This window comes from Rathayibacter sp. AY1A7 (assembly GCF_002930845.1).
Classification (GTDB): domain Bacteria; phylum Actinomycetota; class Actinomycetes; order Actinomycetales; family Microbacteriaceae; genus Rathayibacter.
Genome location: NZ_PSTL01000006.1, coordinates 12,325 through 29,507 on the forward strand (window position 1 = coordinate 12,325; position 17,183 = coordinate 29,507).

Consider the following 17,183-nt stretch of genomic DNA (forward strand, 5'->3'; position numbering starts at 1 on the left):
GGCGTCAGCGGCTGGAGGCCCGGTTGGCGGACCGTGTCGCCGCGCGCTTGCGATGGGTGATGTGCTGCATCAGCTGGTTCTGCAGGTCGGCGAGCGGAGCGCCCTCCTCATCGAGGTGGTGCCGCGTCCAGTCGCCGTCCGGGCCGAGCCACCAGGAGGCGGTCCGCTCGTCCATCGCCCGCTCGAACATGTCGTCGATCTCGCTGAGGTGCGCCGGCTCGACGATCCGCACCAGTGCCTCGACGCGGCGGTCGAGGTTGCGGTGCATCATGTCGGCGCTGCCGATGAAGACGTCCGGCTCGCCGCCGTTGACGAAGCTGAAGATGCGGGAGTGCTCGAGGTAGCGGCCGAGGATCGAGCGCACGCGGATGGTCTCGGAGAGGCCCTCCTGGCCGGGCTTCAGCCCGCAGATGCCGCGCACCCAGACGTCGACCGGCACGCCGGCCTGGCTGGCGCGGTAGAGCGCGTCGATCACGGACTCGTCGACGATCGAGTTGACCTTGATCCGGATGCCCGAGGGCCGCCCCGCGCGGGCGTTCTCGGTCTCGGCGGCGATCCGCTTGAGCAGGCCCTTCCGGAGGTGGCGCGGTGCGACGAGCAGGCGCTTGAACTTCTTCTCGATCGCGTAGCCCGAGAGCTCGTTGAACAGGCGCGTGAGGTCCTTGCCGACCTCGGGGTCGGCCGTCAGGAGTCCGAGGTCCTCGTAGATGCGCGAGGTCTTCGGGTTGTAGTTGCCGGTGCCGATGTGGGAGTAGTGGCGGAGCACTCCGCCCTTCTCCTGGCGGATGACGAGCGCGAGCTTGCAGTGGGTCTTCAGCCCGACGAGCCCGTAGACCACGTGCACGCCCGCCTTCTCGAGCTTGCGCGCCCACGAGATGTTCGCCTGCTCGTCGAAGCGCGCCTTGATCTCGACCAGGGCGAGCACCTGCTTCCCCGACTCGGCCGCGTCGATGAGCGCCTCGACGATGGGGGAGTCGCCGGAGGTGCGGTAGAGCGTCTGCTTGATCGCGAGCACGTCCGGATCGGCCGCCGCCTGCTCGAGGAACGACTGCACGCTCGTCGCGAAGGACTCGTAGGGGTGGTGCAGGAGCACGTCGCCACGGGAGACCGCCTTGAAGACGTCCTGCCGCTGGTTGGGCTCGCTGGGCGAGAGCTGCACCGCCGTCGTCGGGACGTGATTGGGGTACTTCAGGTCCGGGCGGTCGATCTTCTGCAGGCTGAAGAGCCCGCTGAGGTCGAGCGGGGCCGGGAGCTTGTAGACCTCCTGCGTCGTGATGTCGAGCTCGCGGACCAGCAGGCCCAGCGTCTCGTCGTCCATGTCGTCGGTGACCTCGAGGCGGATGGGCGGGCCGAACCGGCGGCGCAGCAGCTCCTTCTCGAGGGCCTTGATCAGGTTCTCGGTCTCGTCCTCGTCGACCTCGACGTCCTCGTTGCGCGTCACCCGGAACACGTGGTGGTCGAGGATCTCCATGCCGGGGAACAGGTCGTCCAGCTGGTTGGCGATCAGGTCCTCGAGCGAGATGAACCGCATCGGCTCGCCCGGCGCCGCGACGCCGGCGATCCGCACGAAGCGGGGGAGCATCTGCGGCACCTTGAGGCGCGCGAACTCGACCTTCTGCGTCTTCGGGTTCCGCACCCGCACCGAGAGGTTGAGCGAGAGGCCAGAGATGTAGGGGAACGGGTGCGCCGGGTCGACCGCGAGCGGCATCAGCACCGGGAACACCTGGGCCGAGAAGTAGTCGTCCAGCACGGTGCGCTCGGCGTCGCTCAGCTCGTCCCAGCGGACGAGGTCGATGCCGCCGTCGCGCAGGGCGGGCTCGACGAGCTCCTTGAACGCTCGGGAGTGGCGCTGCTGCAGCAGGTGCGCCTTCTCCGAGATGTCGGTCAGCACGTCGACCGGCACGCGCCCGATGTTCGTCGGCAGGGCGAGCCCCGTGAGGATGCGGCGCTTGAGGCCGGCGACCCGGACCATGAAGAACTCGTCGAGGTTGGACGAGAAGATCGCGAGGAAGTTCGCCCGCTCGAGCGCCGGAACCAGCGGATCCTCCGCGAGCTCGAGCACGCGCTGGTTGAACGCGAGCCAGCTCAGCTCCCGGTCGAGGTAGCGGTTGTCGGGGAGGAGCGGGTCCGAGTGCTCCTCCTCGTCGTCGAAGTCGTCGTCGAGGTCATCGCTGAGACCGTCTTCGAGAAGCAGGTTGTCGCCGTCCATGCGACCATCCTGGCACCGCGTCCGTCCGCTCCGCGCCGCCGCTCGTGAATGCCGGATGAACGGGGCCGGGGGAGGCCCTGTGGAGGAGTGCCGGCTCAGCGCAGCGGCGCGGCGCGCTGCAGGTACTGCACGTCGACGGAGGCGTCCGTGAACCCGAGCGAGCGGTAGAGCGCCACCGCCGACCGGTTCTCGGCCTCGACGTAGAGGTCGGCCGCGGTGCAGCCGCGCTCGAGCATCCGCGCGAGCCCGGCGTTCAGCAGGGTGCGGCCGAGTCCCCGTCCGGCCGCCTCGGGGGCGACCCCGAGGACGTAGATCTCGCCGGTCGTCGATCCGGGCTCGATCTTGAGCCAGTCGTATCCGAGGAGCGTGCCGTCGACGTCGCGGAGCAGGAGGAAGTCGCCCTCGTCGAACCACGGCTCGGCGCGGCGGGCCGCCAGGTCCTCCTCCGTCATCCGCCCCTGCTCGGGGTGCGCGGCGAAGATCCGCGCGTTCAGGGCGATCCACTCGGCCGGAGCGAGGTCACGGGCGTCCGAGAGGACGACGCCCTCGGGGACGCGGACCTCGGGGGCGGCGAGCGGCTCGAGCTCGAGGTGCAGGAGGGTGCGAACCGGTGCGAAGCCGTGGGAGGCCGCGAGGGCCCGGGCGGCGGGGTGGTCGCCGTGCGCCCAGGCGAGCAGGCCCGTCCGGCCGCTCGCGAGGACCTGCTCCAGGGTCGCGGTGCCGAAGCCGACCCCGCGCCACTCCGGATCGACGACGAACTCCAGCTCGCCCTGCCCGAGGATCGCCGCCGCCACGACCACGTCGGCGCGCAGCCCCACGAGGAGGGTGCGCGAGCCGGCCCGGGCGTCGACGAGCGTCTGGTCGCTGAAGGGGGGCTGGTGGTCGAACCAGGCGGCGCGCCCGATCAGGTGCTCGAGGCCGGCCGCCACCGCGGGATCGGCCAGATCCTCAACGGACAGGTTGAGCGACTCGCTCATTGTCCTCTTCGTACACGTTGAAGCGATATCCGACGTTGCGGACCGTGCCGATCAGCGACTCCAGGTCGCCGAGCTTCGCGCGGAGGCGCCGCACGTGCACGTCGACCGTGCGGGTGCCGCCGAAGTAGTCGTAGCCCCACACCTCGCTCAGCAGCTGCTCGCGGGTGAAGACGCGCGAGGGGTGCGTGGCGAAGAAGCGGAGGAGCTCGAACTCCTTGAAGGTGAGGTCGAGCGGGCGCCCGTGCACCTTGGCGGAGTAGCTTGCCTCGTCGATCACGACGCCCGAGGCCTGGATGCGCGAGGTCGACTGCTCCTGCGCCAGCCGGCCGATCACCAGGCGGATGCGGGCGTCGACCTCGGCGGGGCCGGCCGAGTCGAGGATGACGTCGTTGACGCCCCAGTCGGCCGAGACGGCCGTGAGCCCGCCCTCCGTGAGGATCAGGATGAGGGGGACGTTGATGCCCGTGGTCGTGAGGATCTTGCAGAGCGACTTGGCGCTGGCGAGGTCCTGCCGCGCGTCGACCAGGATCAGATCGCAGCTCGGGGCGTTCACGAGCTGGGCGGGCTCCGCGGGGATCTGCCGGGTCCGGTGGCTGAGGAGCCCCAGTGCGGGGAGCACCTCGGCGCCTCCCGCCGAGGTCAGTATCAACAACTGCGCCACGGATCCTCCAGAACTGGTCTGCCCGCAATACTAGCGGCGGGCCGGGAGGGGCGTCCGCCTGGGGCACAATTGTCGGATGGGCAGGGATCGGGTGGGCATCGGAGTCGTCTGGGCGCTCGCACTCGCGGGCTCCGTGCTGACGCTGGCGATCGCCGCTCCGGAGTCCCGGCAGCTCTGGCTCGCGCTGACGTTCGGCGGCTGCGTGCTCGCGACCTTCGCGGTGCAGCTCGCCGTGGCCCGCGCCGAGGGGTACCTCCTCCGCGCGATGACGAGCATCGTCGGAGCGATGGCCGTGGTCGCGGTCGCGAGCGGGATCGCCCTCCTCCTCCCCGCCTGAGCGGTCGCGCCCTCCCGTCCCGAGCGCCCGGATCCGCACCGCCTGAGCGGCCGCGTCCGCCCCGCCCCGGCGTCGGAACCGGCGGGTAGGATGAGCGAATGCTTCTCGCCCTGGAACTCTTCTACCTCGGTCTGCTCGGGCTCGCCTCCCTCGCCATCGCGTGGGTCTCCGGCGTGGTCGTCTACAAGCTCTACCGCGGCCAGCGCTAGCCGCCGCCGGAGCCCGAGTGATCTCGCTTCCGTCGGGCCTGCCGCCCGAGCTCGTCCCCCTGTCCTGGCTGCTCGGTGTCTGGGAGGGCTCGGGCGTCATCGACTACACGATCGGCGACGACTCCGTCCAGGCCGAGTTCGGCCATCGCATCAGCTTCAGCTACGACGGCCTCCCGTACCTCAACTACAACTCCTACACGTGGCTGATCGAGGAGGGCGCCGAGGAGGCGCCCCGGCCCCTGGTCACCGAAACGGGCTACTGGCGCCTCAGCCGCGCGCTGACCGACTCCGACGCCGGCCCGGGAATGCTGCCCGGCCGCGGCGCACCCGCCTTCCCCGACGCGGAGTCCGTCGAGACGCTGCGCAACGCCGCCGGCGGGTTCGACATCGAGGTCTCGCTCGTGCACCCGGACGGGGTCAGCGAGCTCTACCTCGGCCAGGTCAAGGGGCCGCGGATCGACCTCGCGACCGACGCGGTGATGCGCACCGCCGCGGCGAAGGACTACGCCGCCGCCACGCGCCTCTACGGCCTGGTCGACGACCACCTGCTGTGGGCGTGGGACATCGCCGCGCTCGGCCAGGGCCTGCGGACCCACTCCTCCGGACGGCTCGCCCGTGTCGACTGACGCGCTCTCCCCGCTCCTGGCCGCCCCGGGCGCGGTCGCGACGACGAGCGCCGCCGAGCCCGGCGTCGCCGCCCACTACGGCGAGCCCTTCCGCGAGCAGCGCGCTCTCGCCGCGGGCACCGCGCTCGTCGACCTCTCCGGCCGCGGCGTCGTGACCGTCACGGGGCCGGACCGTCTCACCTGGATCGACTCGCTCACCAGCCAGGCCGTCTCGCGCCTCGCTCCCGGCGCGTCCGCCGAGACGCTCCTGCTCGACCCGACCGGCCGGATCGAGCACGTCATCCGCCTCGTCGACGACGGCGAGACCGCCTGGCTCCTGCTCGACCGCGACGAGACGGCCGGCCTGGCCGCCTGGCTCGACCGGATGCGCTTCATGCTCCGCGTCGAGGTCGCCGACCGCACCGACGACTTCGCGACCCTCGCCGCCCTCGGCGACGGGCCGGCCCTGACGCTCGCCCTGTCCCTGGCCGATGAGCCCGTCGTCTGGAGCGACCCGTGGTCGCAGGTCCAGCCGGGCGGCTGGCAGTACGCGCTGACCACAGAGCACCCCGGGGCCTCCTGGGAGCTGCGCGAGGTCCTGGTCCCGCGAGCGGCCCTCGAGGCCCTCGCGGAGACGGCCGTCGGGGTGGGAGTGGCCCTCGCGGGAGTCGACGCCCTCGAGGCGCTGCGCATCGCCGCCTGGCGCCCGCGCCACGCGACCGAGGTCGACGAGCGGTCCATCCCGCACGAGCTCGACCTCCTCCGCTCGAGCGTGCATCTCGCCAAGGGCTGCTACCGGGGCCAGGAGACGGTGGCGAAGGTGCACAACCTCGGGCACCCGCCGCGGCGCCTGGTCCTGCTGCAGCTCGACGGCTCCGACTCGGTCCTCCCCGCCCACGGCGACATCGTCACGGCGCTCAAGGGCGGCGAGCCGGTCGAGGTCGGCACGGTCACCTCGAGCGCCTGGCACTACGAGGACGGACCGGTCGCTCTCGCGGTCGTCAAGCGGAGCGTCCCGGTGGACCTCGAGCTGACCGTGCTGGCCGGCGACTCGCGCGTGGCCGCGGCCCAGGAGGTCGTGGTCCCGCCGGGAGCCGGAGCGGAGGCGGGAGTGCCCCGCCTGCCCCGCCTCGGGGCGACGACCAGGTAGGCCACGCCGTGGTGGCCGCACGTCCCGCCGAGCGGGGCCGGGCGGCCGAGCGGCTGCGCGGTCTCGTCCGGGCCCCCGAGCTGAGTCCCGCGCGCGCCCTCGCCCGCGCGGGGGCGTCGCTCCCCGCAGTGCTGCAGATCGTGCTCGCGGCGACCCTCGCCTACTCCGTCGCGCACTTCCTCCTCGGGCACCCCGCGCCGGTGCTGGCGCTGACGGCCACGATCTCGAGCCTCGGCATCGCGCGCGACACCCGTCCCAAGCAGGTGGCCGAGACAGCGACGGGGATGCTCATCGGTATCACGGCCAGCGAGGTCCTGCTCCTGCTGTGGGGGAGCGGCGTCTGGCAGCTCGCCGTCGTCCTCGCGATCGTCTTCACGCTCGGCCGGGCCCTCTCGCCCTCGCCGGGGTTCGCCGTGGCCGCCGGGACCCAGGCGATGCTGGTGATGGTCCTCCCTGCGCCGGACGGAGGCGTCTTCACCCGGAGCGTCGACGGCCTGATCGGCGGGCTCGCGGCGCTGCTCTGCACGGCGATCGTGCCCCGCCCGCCGCTGCGCACAGCGCGGGCCGAGGCGCACCGGCTCCTCACCGCGCTCAGCCGGACCGTGGAGGAGCTGGCCGAGGCGCTCCGCCGGGGCGACTCCTCGGCGTCCACCGCGGCCCTCGAGCGGATCCGCGGGACGCAGCCGGTCATCGACGGCTGGACCGCGGCGCTCGACTCCGCTACCGGCGTCGCCCGGATCTCGCCGTTCGTCCGCCGGCACCGCGGCGAGCTCTCCCGCCAGGCCGTGATGCTGTCCGCGCTGGACCTCGCGACCCGTGATCTGCGCATCGTCGCGCGCCGCACCGACTTCCTCGTCGGGGACGGCGCCCCGCGGCCGGCGCTCGCCGGAGCGGTCGCCGCCCTCGGCCCGGGCATCGCGCTGCTCGGCCGCGCGGTCGCCGATCCGTCGGTGCTCGCCCTGGCGCGTCAGGACCTCGTGCTGCTCGCGACCACGCTCGACCCCCAGCGGCTGATCCCGGAGGCGCGCCTCGCCGAGAAGACGGTGCTCGTCCTGCTCCGCCCGCTCGTCGTCGACCTGCTCACGGCGACCGGCGCCGCTCCCGCCGAGGCTCGGGCCGCTCTGCCCCCGCTCGCCTAGGGCTCAGGAGGTCCGGTGCTCAGGCCCGGCGCTCAGCAGGAGGGGGCGACCGCCTCCCACGCGACCGTCACCTCGCCCAGGCGCCAGCGCCGCGGCCCGCCGAGGACCGGCCACTCCGGCCGGAGGTCCCGGACCGTCGCGATCCACCGCTGACCCGGACTGTAGACGGCGAGAGGGGCGTTCAGCGTCCACGCCCGCTCGAGGGAGGAGAGGAAGGCGTGCACGCCCTCGCCGGGCACGTTGCGGTGGATGAGGGCCTTCGGCAGGCGCTCGGCCGCCGTCATCGGCGAGGGGATCGCCGCGAGCCGGAGCGAGAGGGTCAGCGAGCGCGGGCCCTCCCGGCCGACCTCGATCCAGGTGCAGATGCGGCCGATCTCGTCGCAGGTGCCCTCGACCAGGACGCCGTCGGGCTGCAGACGGTCCGTCATCGTCGCCCAGGCTCTATGAACCGCGTCCTCGTCGTACTGGCGGAGCACGTTGAAGGCGCGGATGACGCCTGCCCGCCGCCCCGCGGGCAGGGGCACCTCGAAGCCGCCGCGCTCGAAGCGCACGCGCGCGTCCGCAGGGAACGGCGTGCCGCCCTCCCTCACCCGCGCGAGCTGGCGCCGAGCGGTGTCGACCCGTGCGGGCTCGATCTCGAGGCCGAGCACCTCGACGTCGGGCGCGGCCCGGACGAGCCGGCGGTGCAGCTCGAGCGTGGTGACCGCGCTCGCCCCGAAGCCGAGATCGACGACGAGCGGGGAGGCGGTGCTGCGCAGGACGGGCAGCTCGGCGAGCCGGCGGTCGACCCGGCGGAGGCGGTTCGTGCCCGTCGTTCCGCGGGTGACGGCTCCGATGGGCATGCTCTCCAGCGTATCCGCGGGTGAGGGGGCCGCCTCTAAGCTGGACGCATGTCCGAGACCTACACCCTCATCCTCGTGCGCCACGGCAACAGCGAGTGGAACCAGAAGAACCTCTTCACCGGCTGGGTCGACGTGCGCCTGACCGAGCAGGGAGTCGCGGAGGCCACCCGCGCCGGCGAGCTGCTGACCGAGGCGGGCCTGCACCCCGACATCGTCTACACGTCGCGCCAGACGCGCGCGATCCAGACCGCCAACATCGCCCTCGAGGTCGCCGACCGCCTGTGGATCGACGTCAAGCGCTCCTGGCGCCTCAACGAGCGCCACTACGGCGCCCTGCAGGGCAAGGACAAGGCGCAGACCCTCGCCGAGTACGGCCCCGAGCAGTTCCAGACCTGGCGCCGCTCCTTCGACGTGCCGCCGCCCCCGCTCGACGACGACGACCAGTACTCGCAGGCGCACGACGAGCGCTACGCCGACCTCGGCGACGCCCTGCCCCGCACCGAGTCGCTGAAGCTCGTGATCGAGCGGATGCTCCCGTACTGGGAGTCCGACATCAAGCCGGACCTCGCCTCGGGCAAGACCGTCATGATCACCGCGCACGGCAACTCCCTCCGCGCGCTGGTGAAGACCCTCGACGGCATCTCGGACTCGGACATCGCGGAGCTCAACATCCCGACCGGGATCCCGCTCGTCTACGAGCTGAACGAGGACTTCGAGCCCATCGGCGAGGCGCGCTACCTCGACCCCGAGGCCGCGGCCGCCGGTGCCGCCGCCGTCGCCGCCCAGGGCGCCAAGAAGTAGCACCGCCCCGCACGCGCGAACGGCCCGCCCGAGTCCTCGACTCCGGCGGGCCGTTCCCGTAGCCCCGGAGGCGGAGCGCACGGACACGTCCGGCCCGCAGGAGACGCTCGTTCCTGCGGGCCGGACGGTGAGACGGGCCGGAGCCCGAGGTGTCGACTAGGAGTAGTCGCCCGAGATCAGGTACTGGACCTTCTTGGCGATCGACACGGCGTGGTCGGCGAATCGCTCGTGGTAGCGGCTGGCGAGGGTCGCGTCGACGGTGTCGGCGGCCTGGCCCTTCCACGCCTCGCTGAGCACCTTGTCGAAGACGCTGACGTGCAGCTCGTCGATCTTGTCGTCCTCGTCGCGGATCTCCTCGGCGATGCGCGGGTCCTGCGAGCGGAGCAGGTCGGTCAGCTTGTGTGCGACGACCACGTCGAGGCGGCCCATCTCGACGAACGTCGGACGCAGGCTCTTGGGGACCACCTTGTCGGGGAAGCGGTAGCGCGAGAGCTGGGCGATGTGCTCGGCGATGTCGCCCATCCGCTCGAGCGATGCGCTGATGCGCAGCGCCGAGACGACGATCCGCAGGTCGCGGGCGACCGGGTTCTGCCGGGCGAGGATGTCGATCGCGAGCTCGTCGAGGCTGATGGCCAGCTCGTCGATGCGCGCGTCGCTCGCGATGACGTCCTCCGCGAGGGTGACGTCGGAGTGGTTGAACGCCTGGGTCGCCTTCTCGATGGCGATCTCGACGAGTCCGGAGATCTCGACGAGTCGTTCCTGGACCTCGGCCAGCTCCTGCTGGAAAACTTCGCGCATCTGTGTTCGACCCTCTCTACGGCGCGCGCGGACGACGGCGCCGGATCTGCGGCGAGCACCTCGCACGCCGCTGCGACTGCACTCCGTGGGCGCAGGCGCAGTCATGATGACCACGGCAGGTTAACGGACGGTGCCGGGCGTTTGAACAGTACTCGACCCCCGGAGGATCGACGGGCGTCCGGTAGGGGGACGCCCGGTGGATGGTTAGCCTGGGTCCGTGGATTCGGGCTTGATCGTGGTTCTGTCGCTCGTTCTCGGTGTCGCGATCGGGATCCTTCTGACGACCGTGCTCACGCTCGCCGCCCGCCAGGGCCGCATCGCGCAGGACGTGATCTCGGTCGGGCTCCCCGAGGGGATCGAGGCGATCATCGACGCCGTCGGCTCGCCCGCCTTCGTGACCGACCCGTCGCACAACGTGCTGAAGGCGTCCACCCGCGCCGTCGCGCTCGGCCTGGTCTCGCAGGACACGCTGCTCCACCCCGACCTCGCCGCCATCGTCGACCGCGTCCGCCGCTTCGGCGACGACATCGTCCAGGACCTCGAGCTCGCGACCAGCCCGCTCTCCGACGCCGCCGTGACGCTCGTCGTCCACGCGACCCGCCTCGGCTCCCGCTACGTCCTCGTCATCGCCGAGGACCACACCGAGGCGCGCCGGCTCGAGGCCGTCCGCCGGGACTTCGTCGCCAACATCTCCCACGAGCTGAAGACCCCGATCGGCGCCGTCGGCCTGCTCGCCGAGGCCCTCGACTCCGCCGCCGACGACCCCCAGCAGGTGCGCCGCTTCGCGCACCGGCTGACCCAGGAGTCGCACCGCCTCGCGAAGATCACCCGCGAGATCATCGAGCTCTCCCGGCTCCAGGCCGCCGACGTCGCCGGCTCCGCCGAGATCATCCGCGTCGACGACGTCGTCACGGCGGCGCTCGAGACCACCCACGTCATGGCGGAGTCGCACGACGTCACCCTGGTCAAGGGCGGGATGAAGAAGGCCTACGTCGTGGGGCAGGAGAAGATGCTCGTCTCGGCGCTGCACAACCTCCTCGCCAACGCCATCCAGTACTCGCCCGCCGGCTCCCGCGTGGGCATCGGCGTCCGCTCCACCGGCGGAGTCGTCGAGATCGCCGTCACCGACCAGGGCATCGGCATCCCGGAGGAGGACCTCGACCGGGTGTTCGAGCGCTTCTACCGCGTCGACCAGGCCCGCTCCCGCCACACCGGCGGCACCGGCCTCGGCCTCAGCATCGTCAAGCACGCCGTGCAGAACCACGGCGGCGACGTCCGCGTCTGGTCCAAGCCCGGCCGCGGCTCCACCTTCACCATCCGGCTCCCCGAAGCCGACCCCGCCCGGACGCCCTTCGCGGCGACCGCCCCGATAGGAGAACACGCGTGACCAGCATCCTGCTCGTCGAGGACGAGAGCGCCCTCAGCGAGCCCCTCAGCTACCTGCTCGAACGCGAGGGCTACGACGTCACCGTCGCCGAGGACGGCAACCGCGCCGTCGCCGCCTTCGACGAGGGCGACTACGACCTGATCCTCCTCGACCTCATGCTGCCCGGCATGCCCGGCACCGAGGTCTGCCGCGAGATCCGCACCCGCTCCTCCGTCCCGATCATCATGGTCACCGCCAAGGACTCCGAAGTGGACATCGTCGTCGGCCTGGAGCTCGGCGCCGACGACTACGTCACCAAGCCCTACTCCACCCGCGAACTTCTCGCCCGCATCCGCGCCGTCCTCCGACGCCGCACCGAGGAGCCCGGTGAGGAGCGGATCGTCGTCGCCGGCCCCGTCCGCATGGACATCGAACGCCACACGGTCGAAGTCGACGGCGTCGAGACCCCGATGCCCCTCAAGGAGTTCGAGCTCCTCGAGATGCTCCTCCGCAACGCGGGCCGCGTCCTCACCCGCGGCCAGCTCATCGACCGCGTCTGGGGCAGCGACTACTTCGGCGACACGAAGACCCTCGACGTCCACGTCAAGCGCATCCGCTCGAAGATCGAGAAGACGCCGAAGGAGCCGGTGCTCCTGGTTACTGTCCGCGGCCTCGGCTACCGCTTCGACGCTTGATCGCGGGCGCTGGCGGGGCGATCTGCGGCGTTGTCGTCGGTTGCGATACCGCAGGTATCGCGTCCTCCTCCGCCTTGCAGCTCACCCCGCCAGGACCCGCGATCAACCCTGTGCTGGAGGGGTGAGGGGCGGGGCCGTCGCTGCGCGACGAGCCGTTGAGGGTGGGGCCGTCGCTGCGCGACGAGCCGTCGGGGGTGGGGGCGTCGCTGTGCGACGAGCCGAGCGGGGGCGTCGCTCAGGGCGTGGTGCTCGAGTGGTCGGCGGAGTCGGTGTATCGAGACGCGCGCAGCCGGACGTCGCGCGAATGGTGGTCGAGTGGCCGACGGAGTCGGCGGATCGTGACCTGCGGGGACGACGAAGGGCCGCTCACCGCGGTGGACGGCCCTCGAGGGCGGAGGGGGCTACTCCGCGGTGGGAGCGTCGACGCCGGGCTCGGCGGTCGGAGTGGGGAGCGCGGTCCGGGCGGGGTCGGCCGTCGGGGTGACGGTCGGCGTCGCGGAGGGCGCGGGGGTCAGCGTCGAGTAGGCCTCGAGGGCGTTCGTCAGGACGGGGACGAGGAGCTCCTTGCCCTGCTCGGAGCCGTACTGGAAGTAGACGGGGAGCAGGCCGCCGGGGATCGTGTCGATGTCATCCATCTGGACGGCCTCGGTGCTGTCGGGGCGGACCTCGGTACGGCCGGGGACGGCGTCGACGGTGTCGCTGGTGCGGCCCGCGGAGCCCTCGTACTGCACCTCGACGCTCAGCGCCTCATCGGTGGAGTTCACGAGCGTCACGATCAGGGTGCCGGCCTCGCCGTCGTCCGAGACGATCATCGCGTTGCGGATGGCGAGATCGCCGATCGTCGCGCCGACTCCGTCGCTCGGGTCGTAGATCTTGCGCGTCGCCTGCGGGGCGACGAGGTTGCAGCCGGCGGTAGCGAGGGCGACGCCGACCGCGAGAACGACGGATGCAGCGATACGCGCCTTCACAGGAACCTCCAGATCGTCGGCCCCGCTCGCCCCGGACAGGGCGACTTCACTGTGCACGAGCCGACACCAGGCTAGCGTAGCGAGCACCGCGGCTCCGCCCGTCCGGACTCCCGTCCCGCTCGGCGCGCATGGTAATCTGTCCGCCGCTGAAAGGACGTCGCATGCAGTTCGAGGTCGGAGAGACGGTCGTCTACCCCCATCACGGAGCCGCCACGATCGCCGAGGTGAAGACCCGGACGATCAAGGGCCAGGAGAAGACGTACCTGAAGCTCCGCGTCGCGCAGGGCGACCTCGTCATCGAGGTGCCCGCCGACAACGTCGACCTGGTCGGCGTCCGCGACGTGATCGGCCGCGAGGGCGTCGAGCGCGTGTTCGAGGTCCTGCGCGCCGAGGTCGTCGAGGAGCCGACCAACTGGTCGCGCCGCTACAAGGCCAACCTCGAGAAGCTCGGGTCCGGAGACGTCGTCAAGGTCTCCGAGGTCGTCCGCGACCTCACCCGCCGCGACCGCGACCGCGGCCTCTCAGCGGGGGAGAAGAGCATGCTCGCCAAGGCCCGCCAGATCCTCGTCTCCGAGCTCGCCCTGGCCGAGAAGACCGACGAGGACGCCGCCTCCGTGCTCCTCGACGGGGTCCTCGCATCCTGAACGGTCCGGCCGGCGCGCCGACCGCGGCCGTCGTCGTCGTCGCCGCCGGCAGCGGCACGAGGCTCGGCCGCGAGCGCCCCAAGGCCTACGTCGACTGCGCGGGGAGGACGATCCTCGAGCGCAGCCTGCGCACGGTGCTGCTGCTCGCGGAGCCGGTCCAGATCGTCGTCGTGGCTCCCGCCGCCCTCCTCGAGGAGACGGCCGCTCTCGCGCACGCCGCCGGCGCCCCGGACGGCTCCGTCAGCGTCGTCGCCGGAGGCGCCAGCCGCCAGGAGTCGGTCGCTCGGGGGCTCCGGGCGCTCGGCCCGACCGTCGAGACGGTGCTCGTGCACGACGCCGCCCGCGCCCTCACGCCCGTCGACCAGTTCGAGCGGGTGATCGCGGCGGTCCGGGAGACGGGCGGCGGAGTGATCCCGGGTCTGCCGGTCACCGACACGATCAAGCGCATCCGCGCCGACGGCGGGATCCTCGGCACGGTGGACCGCTCCGAGCTCGCCGCGGTGCAGACGCCGCAGGGCTTCCCGCGCGCGCTCCTCGACGAGGCCTACGCCTCGGCGGAGGAGGAGTTCACCGACGACGCGGCGCTCCTCGCCTCGCGCGGCGGTCCCTCGATCGTCGTCGCCGGCGACCCGCTCGCCTTCAAGATCACCACCCCCTGGGACCTGGCCCGCGCCGAGCAGGTGCTCGCACCGCCGCCCGCCGTCGTCGTGCCGCGCGTCGGCATCGGCACGGACGTGCACGCGTTCGACGACGCGTCGCCGCTCTGGCTCGCCGGGCTCCACTGGCCGGGGGAGCGGGGCCTGTCCGGGCACAGCGACGGCGACCCGGTCGCCCACGCGATCTGCGACGCGCTCCTGGCGGCGGCGGGTCTCGGCGACATCGGCTCCCGCTTCGGCACGACCGACCCGCGCTTCGCGGACGCCCACGGCGAGGTCTTCCTCCGCGCGACCCGCGAGCTGGTGGAGGCCGCCGGCTTCGCCGTCGGCAACGTCTCGGTGCAGCTCATCGGCAACCGCCCGAAGTTCTCGCCGCGGCGCGAAGAGGCGCAGAGGCTGCTCTCGGAGCTGCTCGGCGCACCGGTCAGCGTCGCCGCCACCACCTCGGACGCGCTGGGCTTCACCGGCCGGGGCGAGGGGGTCGCCGCGACCGCGACGGCACTCGTCCTGCCCACCCCCGCTGTCGCCCGGTAGTCCCCGGGCGGAGCCGCCGACCCGGCCGGGAGCGGTCCGCCCGGTAAACTCGCCCGCGTGACTCTGCGACTGCATGACTCGAAGGCCCAGGCCCTCGTCGATTTCGTCCCCCTCCGCGAGAACGAGGTCGGGATGTACGTCTGCGGGCCCACCGTGCAGTCCTCGCCCCACATCGGGCACCTGCGCTCCGCCCTCGCCTACGACCAGCTGCGACGCTGGCTGGCGTACCGCGGCTTCCAGGTCACCCTGGTGCGCAACGTCACCGACATCGACGACAAGATCCTCGCCATCGCCGAGGACGCGCGACGTCGGGTGCCCGAGGGCGCGCCGGTCGAGCAGTGGTGGGCCCTCGCCTACCGCGTGGAGCTCGAGTTCACCGCCGCGTACACGGCCCTCGGCATCCTCCCGCCGACCTACGAGCCGCGCGCGACCGCGAGCATCGCCGAGATGATCACGCTCATCCAGACCCTGATCGAGCGCGGTCACGCCTACCCGGCGCCCGACGACTCCGGCGACGTCTACTTCGACACGCGGTCCTGGCCGGACTACGGCTCACTCACCCACCAGCGCCTCGAGAGCATGGAGGCGGCGACCGACGCCGACCCGCGCGGCAAGCGCGACCCGCACGACTTCGCTCTCTGGAAGGGCGCCAAGCCGGAGGAGCCCGAGTCGGCCGCCTGGGCCTCGCCGTGGGGCGCCGGGCGCCCCGGCTGGCACATCGAGTGCTCCGCGATGTCGACGAAGTACCTCGGCACCCGGTTCGACATCCACGGCGGCGGGCTCGACCTGCGCTTCCCCCACCACGAGAACGAGCTCGCCCAGTCCAGCGCCGCCGGCCACGCCTTCGCCAGCTACTGGCTGCACAACGGCCTCGTGTCCGTCATCGGCCAGAAGATGAGCAAGTCGCTCGGCAACTCGGTGTTCGCCTCCGAGCTGCTCGAAGCGGCCCGCCCGCTCGTCGTCCGCTACTACCTCGGCTCGGCCCACTACCGCTCCACCCTCGAGTTCCACGACGGAGCCCTCGAGGAGGCCGAAGCGGCGCTGGAGCGGATCGAGGGCTTCCTCGAGCGCTCCCGCCGTCGGCTCGACGGCACGCGGTTCGCCGCGCTCGGCGAGCCGGTGGTCCCGGAGGAGTTCGCCGAGGCGATGGACGACGACCTGTCCGTCCCGCAGGCCATCGGCGTCCTTCACGAGACCGTGCGCGCCGGCAACGCCGCCCTCGACGCCGAGGACCTCGGCTCGGTCTCGGCCCTGCGCACCCAGGTGCTCGCGATGGCGGCCGTGCTCGGCATCGACCCGGAGGCGCCCGAATGGGCGCGCTCCGACGACGAACCCTCGTACCGCGCGCTCAGCGTGCTGGTCGACCGCCTGGTCGCCGAACGCCAGACCGCGCGCGAGCAGCGCGACTGGGCGAGCGCCGACCGCATCCGAACCGATCTCGCCGCGGCGGGAATCACGATCGAAGACACCCAGACGGGTGCGCATTGGAGTCTCGATGGCGAATAAGCCCGGCCGCCCCGGAGCGGTCCGAAAGAAGAGCAAGGGCAAGGCCGTCGGTTCCGGCGGTCAGGGCCGTCAGGCCCTCGAGGGCAAGAAGCCCACGCCCAAGGCCGAGGACCGGCCCTACCACCCCGCAGGCAAGGCGAAGCTGGCGCGTGAGCGCTTCGTCGCCGCCGGCGGCAAGGGGCGCCCCGGCGGAGCCCTCTCCGCGGCCGCCCGCGGACAGGGGCGCCCCGCTCCGTCACGCAAGCCCAAGAGCGGCGACGACTTCGAGATGGTGACGGGCCGGAACTCGGTCCTCGAGGCGCTGCGCGCCAGCATCCCGGCCACCACCCTCTACCTCGCGACCCGCATCGAGATGGACGACCGGGTCAAGGAGGCGCTCAAGATCGCCACCGCCCGCGGCCTTCCCGTGCTCGAGGTCATGCGACCGGAGCTCGACCGCCTCGCCGGCCCCGACTCCGTGCACCAGGGCCTCGTGCTGAAGGTGCCGCCCTACGAGTACGCCCACCCGAGCGACCTGCTCGAGCGCAGCGTCTCCCGCGGAGCGGTCCCCCTCCTCGTCGCCCTCGACGGCATCACCGACCCGCGCAACCTCGGAGCGATCATCCGCTCCGTCGCCGCGTTCGGCGGACAGGGCGTCATCGTCCCGCAGCGCCGCTCCGTGGGCCTCAACTCCGCCGCCTGGAAGACCTCCGCCGGAGCCGCCGCCCGCATCCCCGTCGCGATGGCGTCCAACCTCACCGCCATGATCAAGGACTTCAAGCGCGCAGGCGTCTTCGTCATCGGACTCGACGGCGACGGCGACGTGATGCTGCCCGGCCTGGAACTCGCCGACCGGCCGCTCCTCGTCGTCGTCGGCAGCGAGGGCAAGGGCCTCTCCCGCCTCGTCACCGAGCAGTGCGACGCCGTCGTCTCCATCCCGATCAGCTCCGCCACCGAATCCCTCAACGCCGGGATCGCGGCGTCGGTCGCGCTCTACGAGATCTCCAAACTCCGCTCCGCCTCCGAGTAGCGCGGGCACCGGCACGGCGATCTGCGGCGTTGTCGTCGGGCGCGATACCGCCGGTATCGCTTCCTCCTCCGCCTTGC

Annotated in this window: 17 protein-coding genes; 11 read left to right on the top strand and 6 right to left on the bottom strand. The window is 72.2% G+C overall.

What is annotated here, in order from left to right; all coding sequences use genetic code 11:
* Positions 1-4 precede the first annotated feature (4 nt).
* From C5B95_RS06875 to C5B95_RS06885, 3 genes are all read right to left on the bottom strand, one after another.
* Positions 5-2,209, bottom strand: a complete 2,205-nt coding sequence (locus C5B95_RS06875) for an RNA degradosome polyphosphate kinase (RefSeq protein WP_104224702.1) — start codon at positions 2,207-2,209, stop codon at positions 5-7.
* A gap of 95 nt (positions 2,210-2,304) precedes the next feature.
* Complete coding sequence (gene mshD, locus C5B95_RS06880) at positions 2,305-3,186, bottom strand: mycothiol synthase (RefSeq protein ID WP_104224701.1); 882 nt, start codon at positions 3,184-3,186, stop codon at positions 2,305-2,307.
* Positions 3,158-3,847, bottom strand: coding sequence for a winged helix-turn-helix domain-containing protein (locus C5B95_RS06885; protein WP_104224700.1), 690 nt, complete (start codon positions 3,845-3,847; stop codon positions 3,158-3,160). The genes mshD and C5B95_RS06885 overlap by 29 nt, the downstream gene beginning before the upstream one ends.
* Positions 3,848-3,923: 76 nt before the next feature.
* On the opposite strand from C5B95_RS06885, the gene C5B95_RS06890 reads away from it, so the two are divergent.
* The 4 genes from C5B95_RS06890 to C5B95_RS06905 all read left to right on the top strand — a co-directional run bounded on the left by C5B95_RS06890 (position 3,924) and on the right by C5B95_RS06905 (position 7,287).
* On the top strand, positions 3,924-4,184 hold the full coding sequence (locus C5B95_RS06890; RefSeq protein ID WP_146076503.1) for a hypothetical protein: 261 nt from the start codon (positions 3,924-3,926) through the stop codon (positions 4,182-4,184).
* A 226-nt stretch (positions 4,185-4,410) separates the two neighbouring features.
* A complete protein-coding gene (locus C5B95_RS06895) occupies positions 4,411-5,019 on the top strand; it encodes an FABP family protein (protein WP_104224698.1) in 609 nt (202 codons plus the stop codon).
* Positions 5,009-6,148 (top strand): folate-binding protein YgfZ, encoded by a 1,140-nt coding sequence (locus C5B95_RS06900; RefSeq protein WP_104348785.1) that lies wholly within the window; start codon positions 5,009-5,011, stop codon positions 6,146-6,148. Before C5B95_RS06895 ends, C5B95_RS06900 begins: the two co-directional genes overlap by 11 nt.
* A gap of 8 nt (positions 6,149-6,156) precedes the next feature.
* Positions 6,157-7,287 carry an aromatic acid exporter family protein gene (locus C5B95_RS06905; RefSeq protein ID WP_104291657.1) on the top strand — a complete coding sequence of 377 codons (1,131 nt, stop codon included), beginning with the start codon at positions 6,157-6,159 and terminating at the stop codon, positions 7,285-7,287.
* A 32-nt stretch (positions 7,288-7,319) separates the two neighbouring features.
* Here C5B95_RS06905 and C5B95_RS06910 read toward each other — a convergent pair whose 3' ends face one another.
* A complete protein-coding gene (locus tag C5B95_RS06910; RefSeq protein WP_104348786.1) occupies positions 7,320-8,129 on the bottom strand; it encodes a class I SAM-dependent methyltransferase in 810 nt (269 codons plus the stop codon).
* Between the two features lie 48 nt (positions 8,130-8,177).
* Between C5B95_RS06910 and C5B95_RS06915 the strand changes: the two genes are divergently transcribed.
* Positions 8,178-8,930 carry a phosphoglyceromutase gene (locus C5B95_RS06915; protein WP_104224694.1) on the top strand — a complete coding sequence of 251 codons (753 nt, stop codon included), beginning with the start codon at positions 8,178-8,180 and terminating at the stop codon, positions 8,928-8,930.
* 156 nt (positions 8,931-9,086) lie between these two features.
* Here C5B95_RS06915 and phoU read toward each other — a convergent pair whose 3' ends face one another.
* Positions 9,087-9,728, bottom strand: coding sequence for a phosphate signaling complex protein PhoU (gene phoU, locus C5B95_RS06920; RefSeq protein WP_104348787.1), 642 nt, complete (start codon positions 9,726-9,728; stop codon positions 9,087-9,089).
* Between the two features lie 217 nt (positions 9,729-9,945).
* Here phoU and C5B95_RS06925 point away from each other — a divergent pair, with 217 nt between their 5' ends.
* Together C5B95_RS06925 and C5B95_RS06930 are read left to right on the top strand one after the other, a co-directional pair.
* On the top strand, positions 9,946-11,115 hold the full coding sequence (locus tag C5B95_RS06925; RefSeq protein ID WP_104224692.1) for a cell wall metabolism sensor histidine kinase WalK: 1,170 nt from the start codon (positions 9,946-9,948) through the stop codon (positions 11,113-11,115).
* Positions 11,112-11,789 (top strand): response regulator transcription factor, encoded by a 678-nt coding sequence (locus tag C5B95_RS06930; RefSeq protein WP_104227263.1) that lies wholly within the window; start codon positions 11,112-11,114, stop codon positions 11,787-11,789. The genes C5B95_RS06925 and C5B95_RS06930 overlap by 4 nt, the downstream gene beginning before the upstream one ends.
* A gap of 401 nt (positions 11,790-12,190) precedes the next feature.
* On the opposite strand, the gene C5B95_RS06935 is transcribed toward C5B95_RS06930, so the two are convergent.
* Positions 12,191-12,757, bottom strand: a complete 567-nt coding sequence (locus tag C5B95_RS06935) for a hypothetical protein (RefSeq protein WP_104224588.1) — start codon at positions 12,755-12,757, stop codon at positions 12,191-12,193.
* A gap of 161 nt (positions 12,758-12,918) precedes the next feature.
* Between C5B95_RS06935 and C5B95_RS06940 the strand changes: the two genes are divergently transcribed.
* From C5B95_RS06940 to rlmB, 4 genes are read left to right on the top strand one after another with little or no spacing between them, the layout of a single operon-like run.
* Positions 12,919-13,401: a CarD family transcriptional regulator gene (locus C5B95_RS06940; protein ID WP_104348788.1), complete on the top strand. Its 483-nt coding sequence runs from the start codon at positions 12,919-12,921 to the stop codon at positions 13,399-13,401.
* Positions 13,395-14,591, top strand: coding sequence for a 2-C-methyl-D-erythritol 4-phosphate cytidylyltransferase (gene ispD, locus C5B95_RS06945; protein WP_181068026.1), 1,197 nt, complete (start codon positions 13,395-13,397; stop codon positions 14,589-14,591). The genes C5B95_RS06940 and ispD overlap by 7 nt, the downstream gene beginning before the upstream one ends.
* A 57-nt stretch (positions 14,592-14,648) precedes the next feature.
* Entirely contained in the window at positions 14,649-16,097 is a 1,449-nt protein-coding gene (gene cysS, locus C5B95_RS06950) for a cysteine--tRNA ligase (RefSeq protein WP_104348789.1), read from the top strand.
* A complete protein-coding gene (rlmB, locus tag C5B95_RS06955; protein WP_104224591.1) occupies positions 16,087-17,106 on the top strand; it encodes a 23S rRNA (guanosine(2251)-2'-O)-methyltransferase RlmB in 1,020 nt (339 codons plus the stop codon). Before cysS ends, rlmB begins: the two co-directional genes overlap by 11 nt.
* Positions 17,107-17,183: the final 77 nt, after the last annotated feature.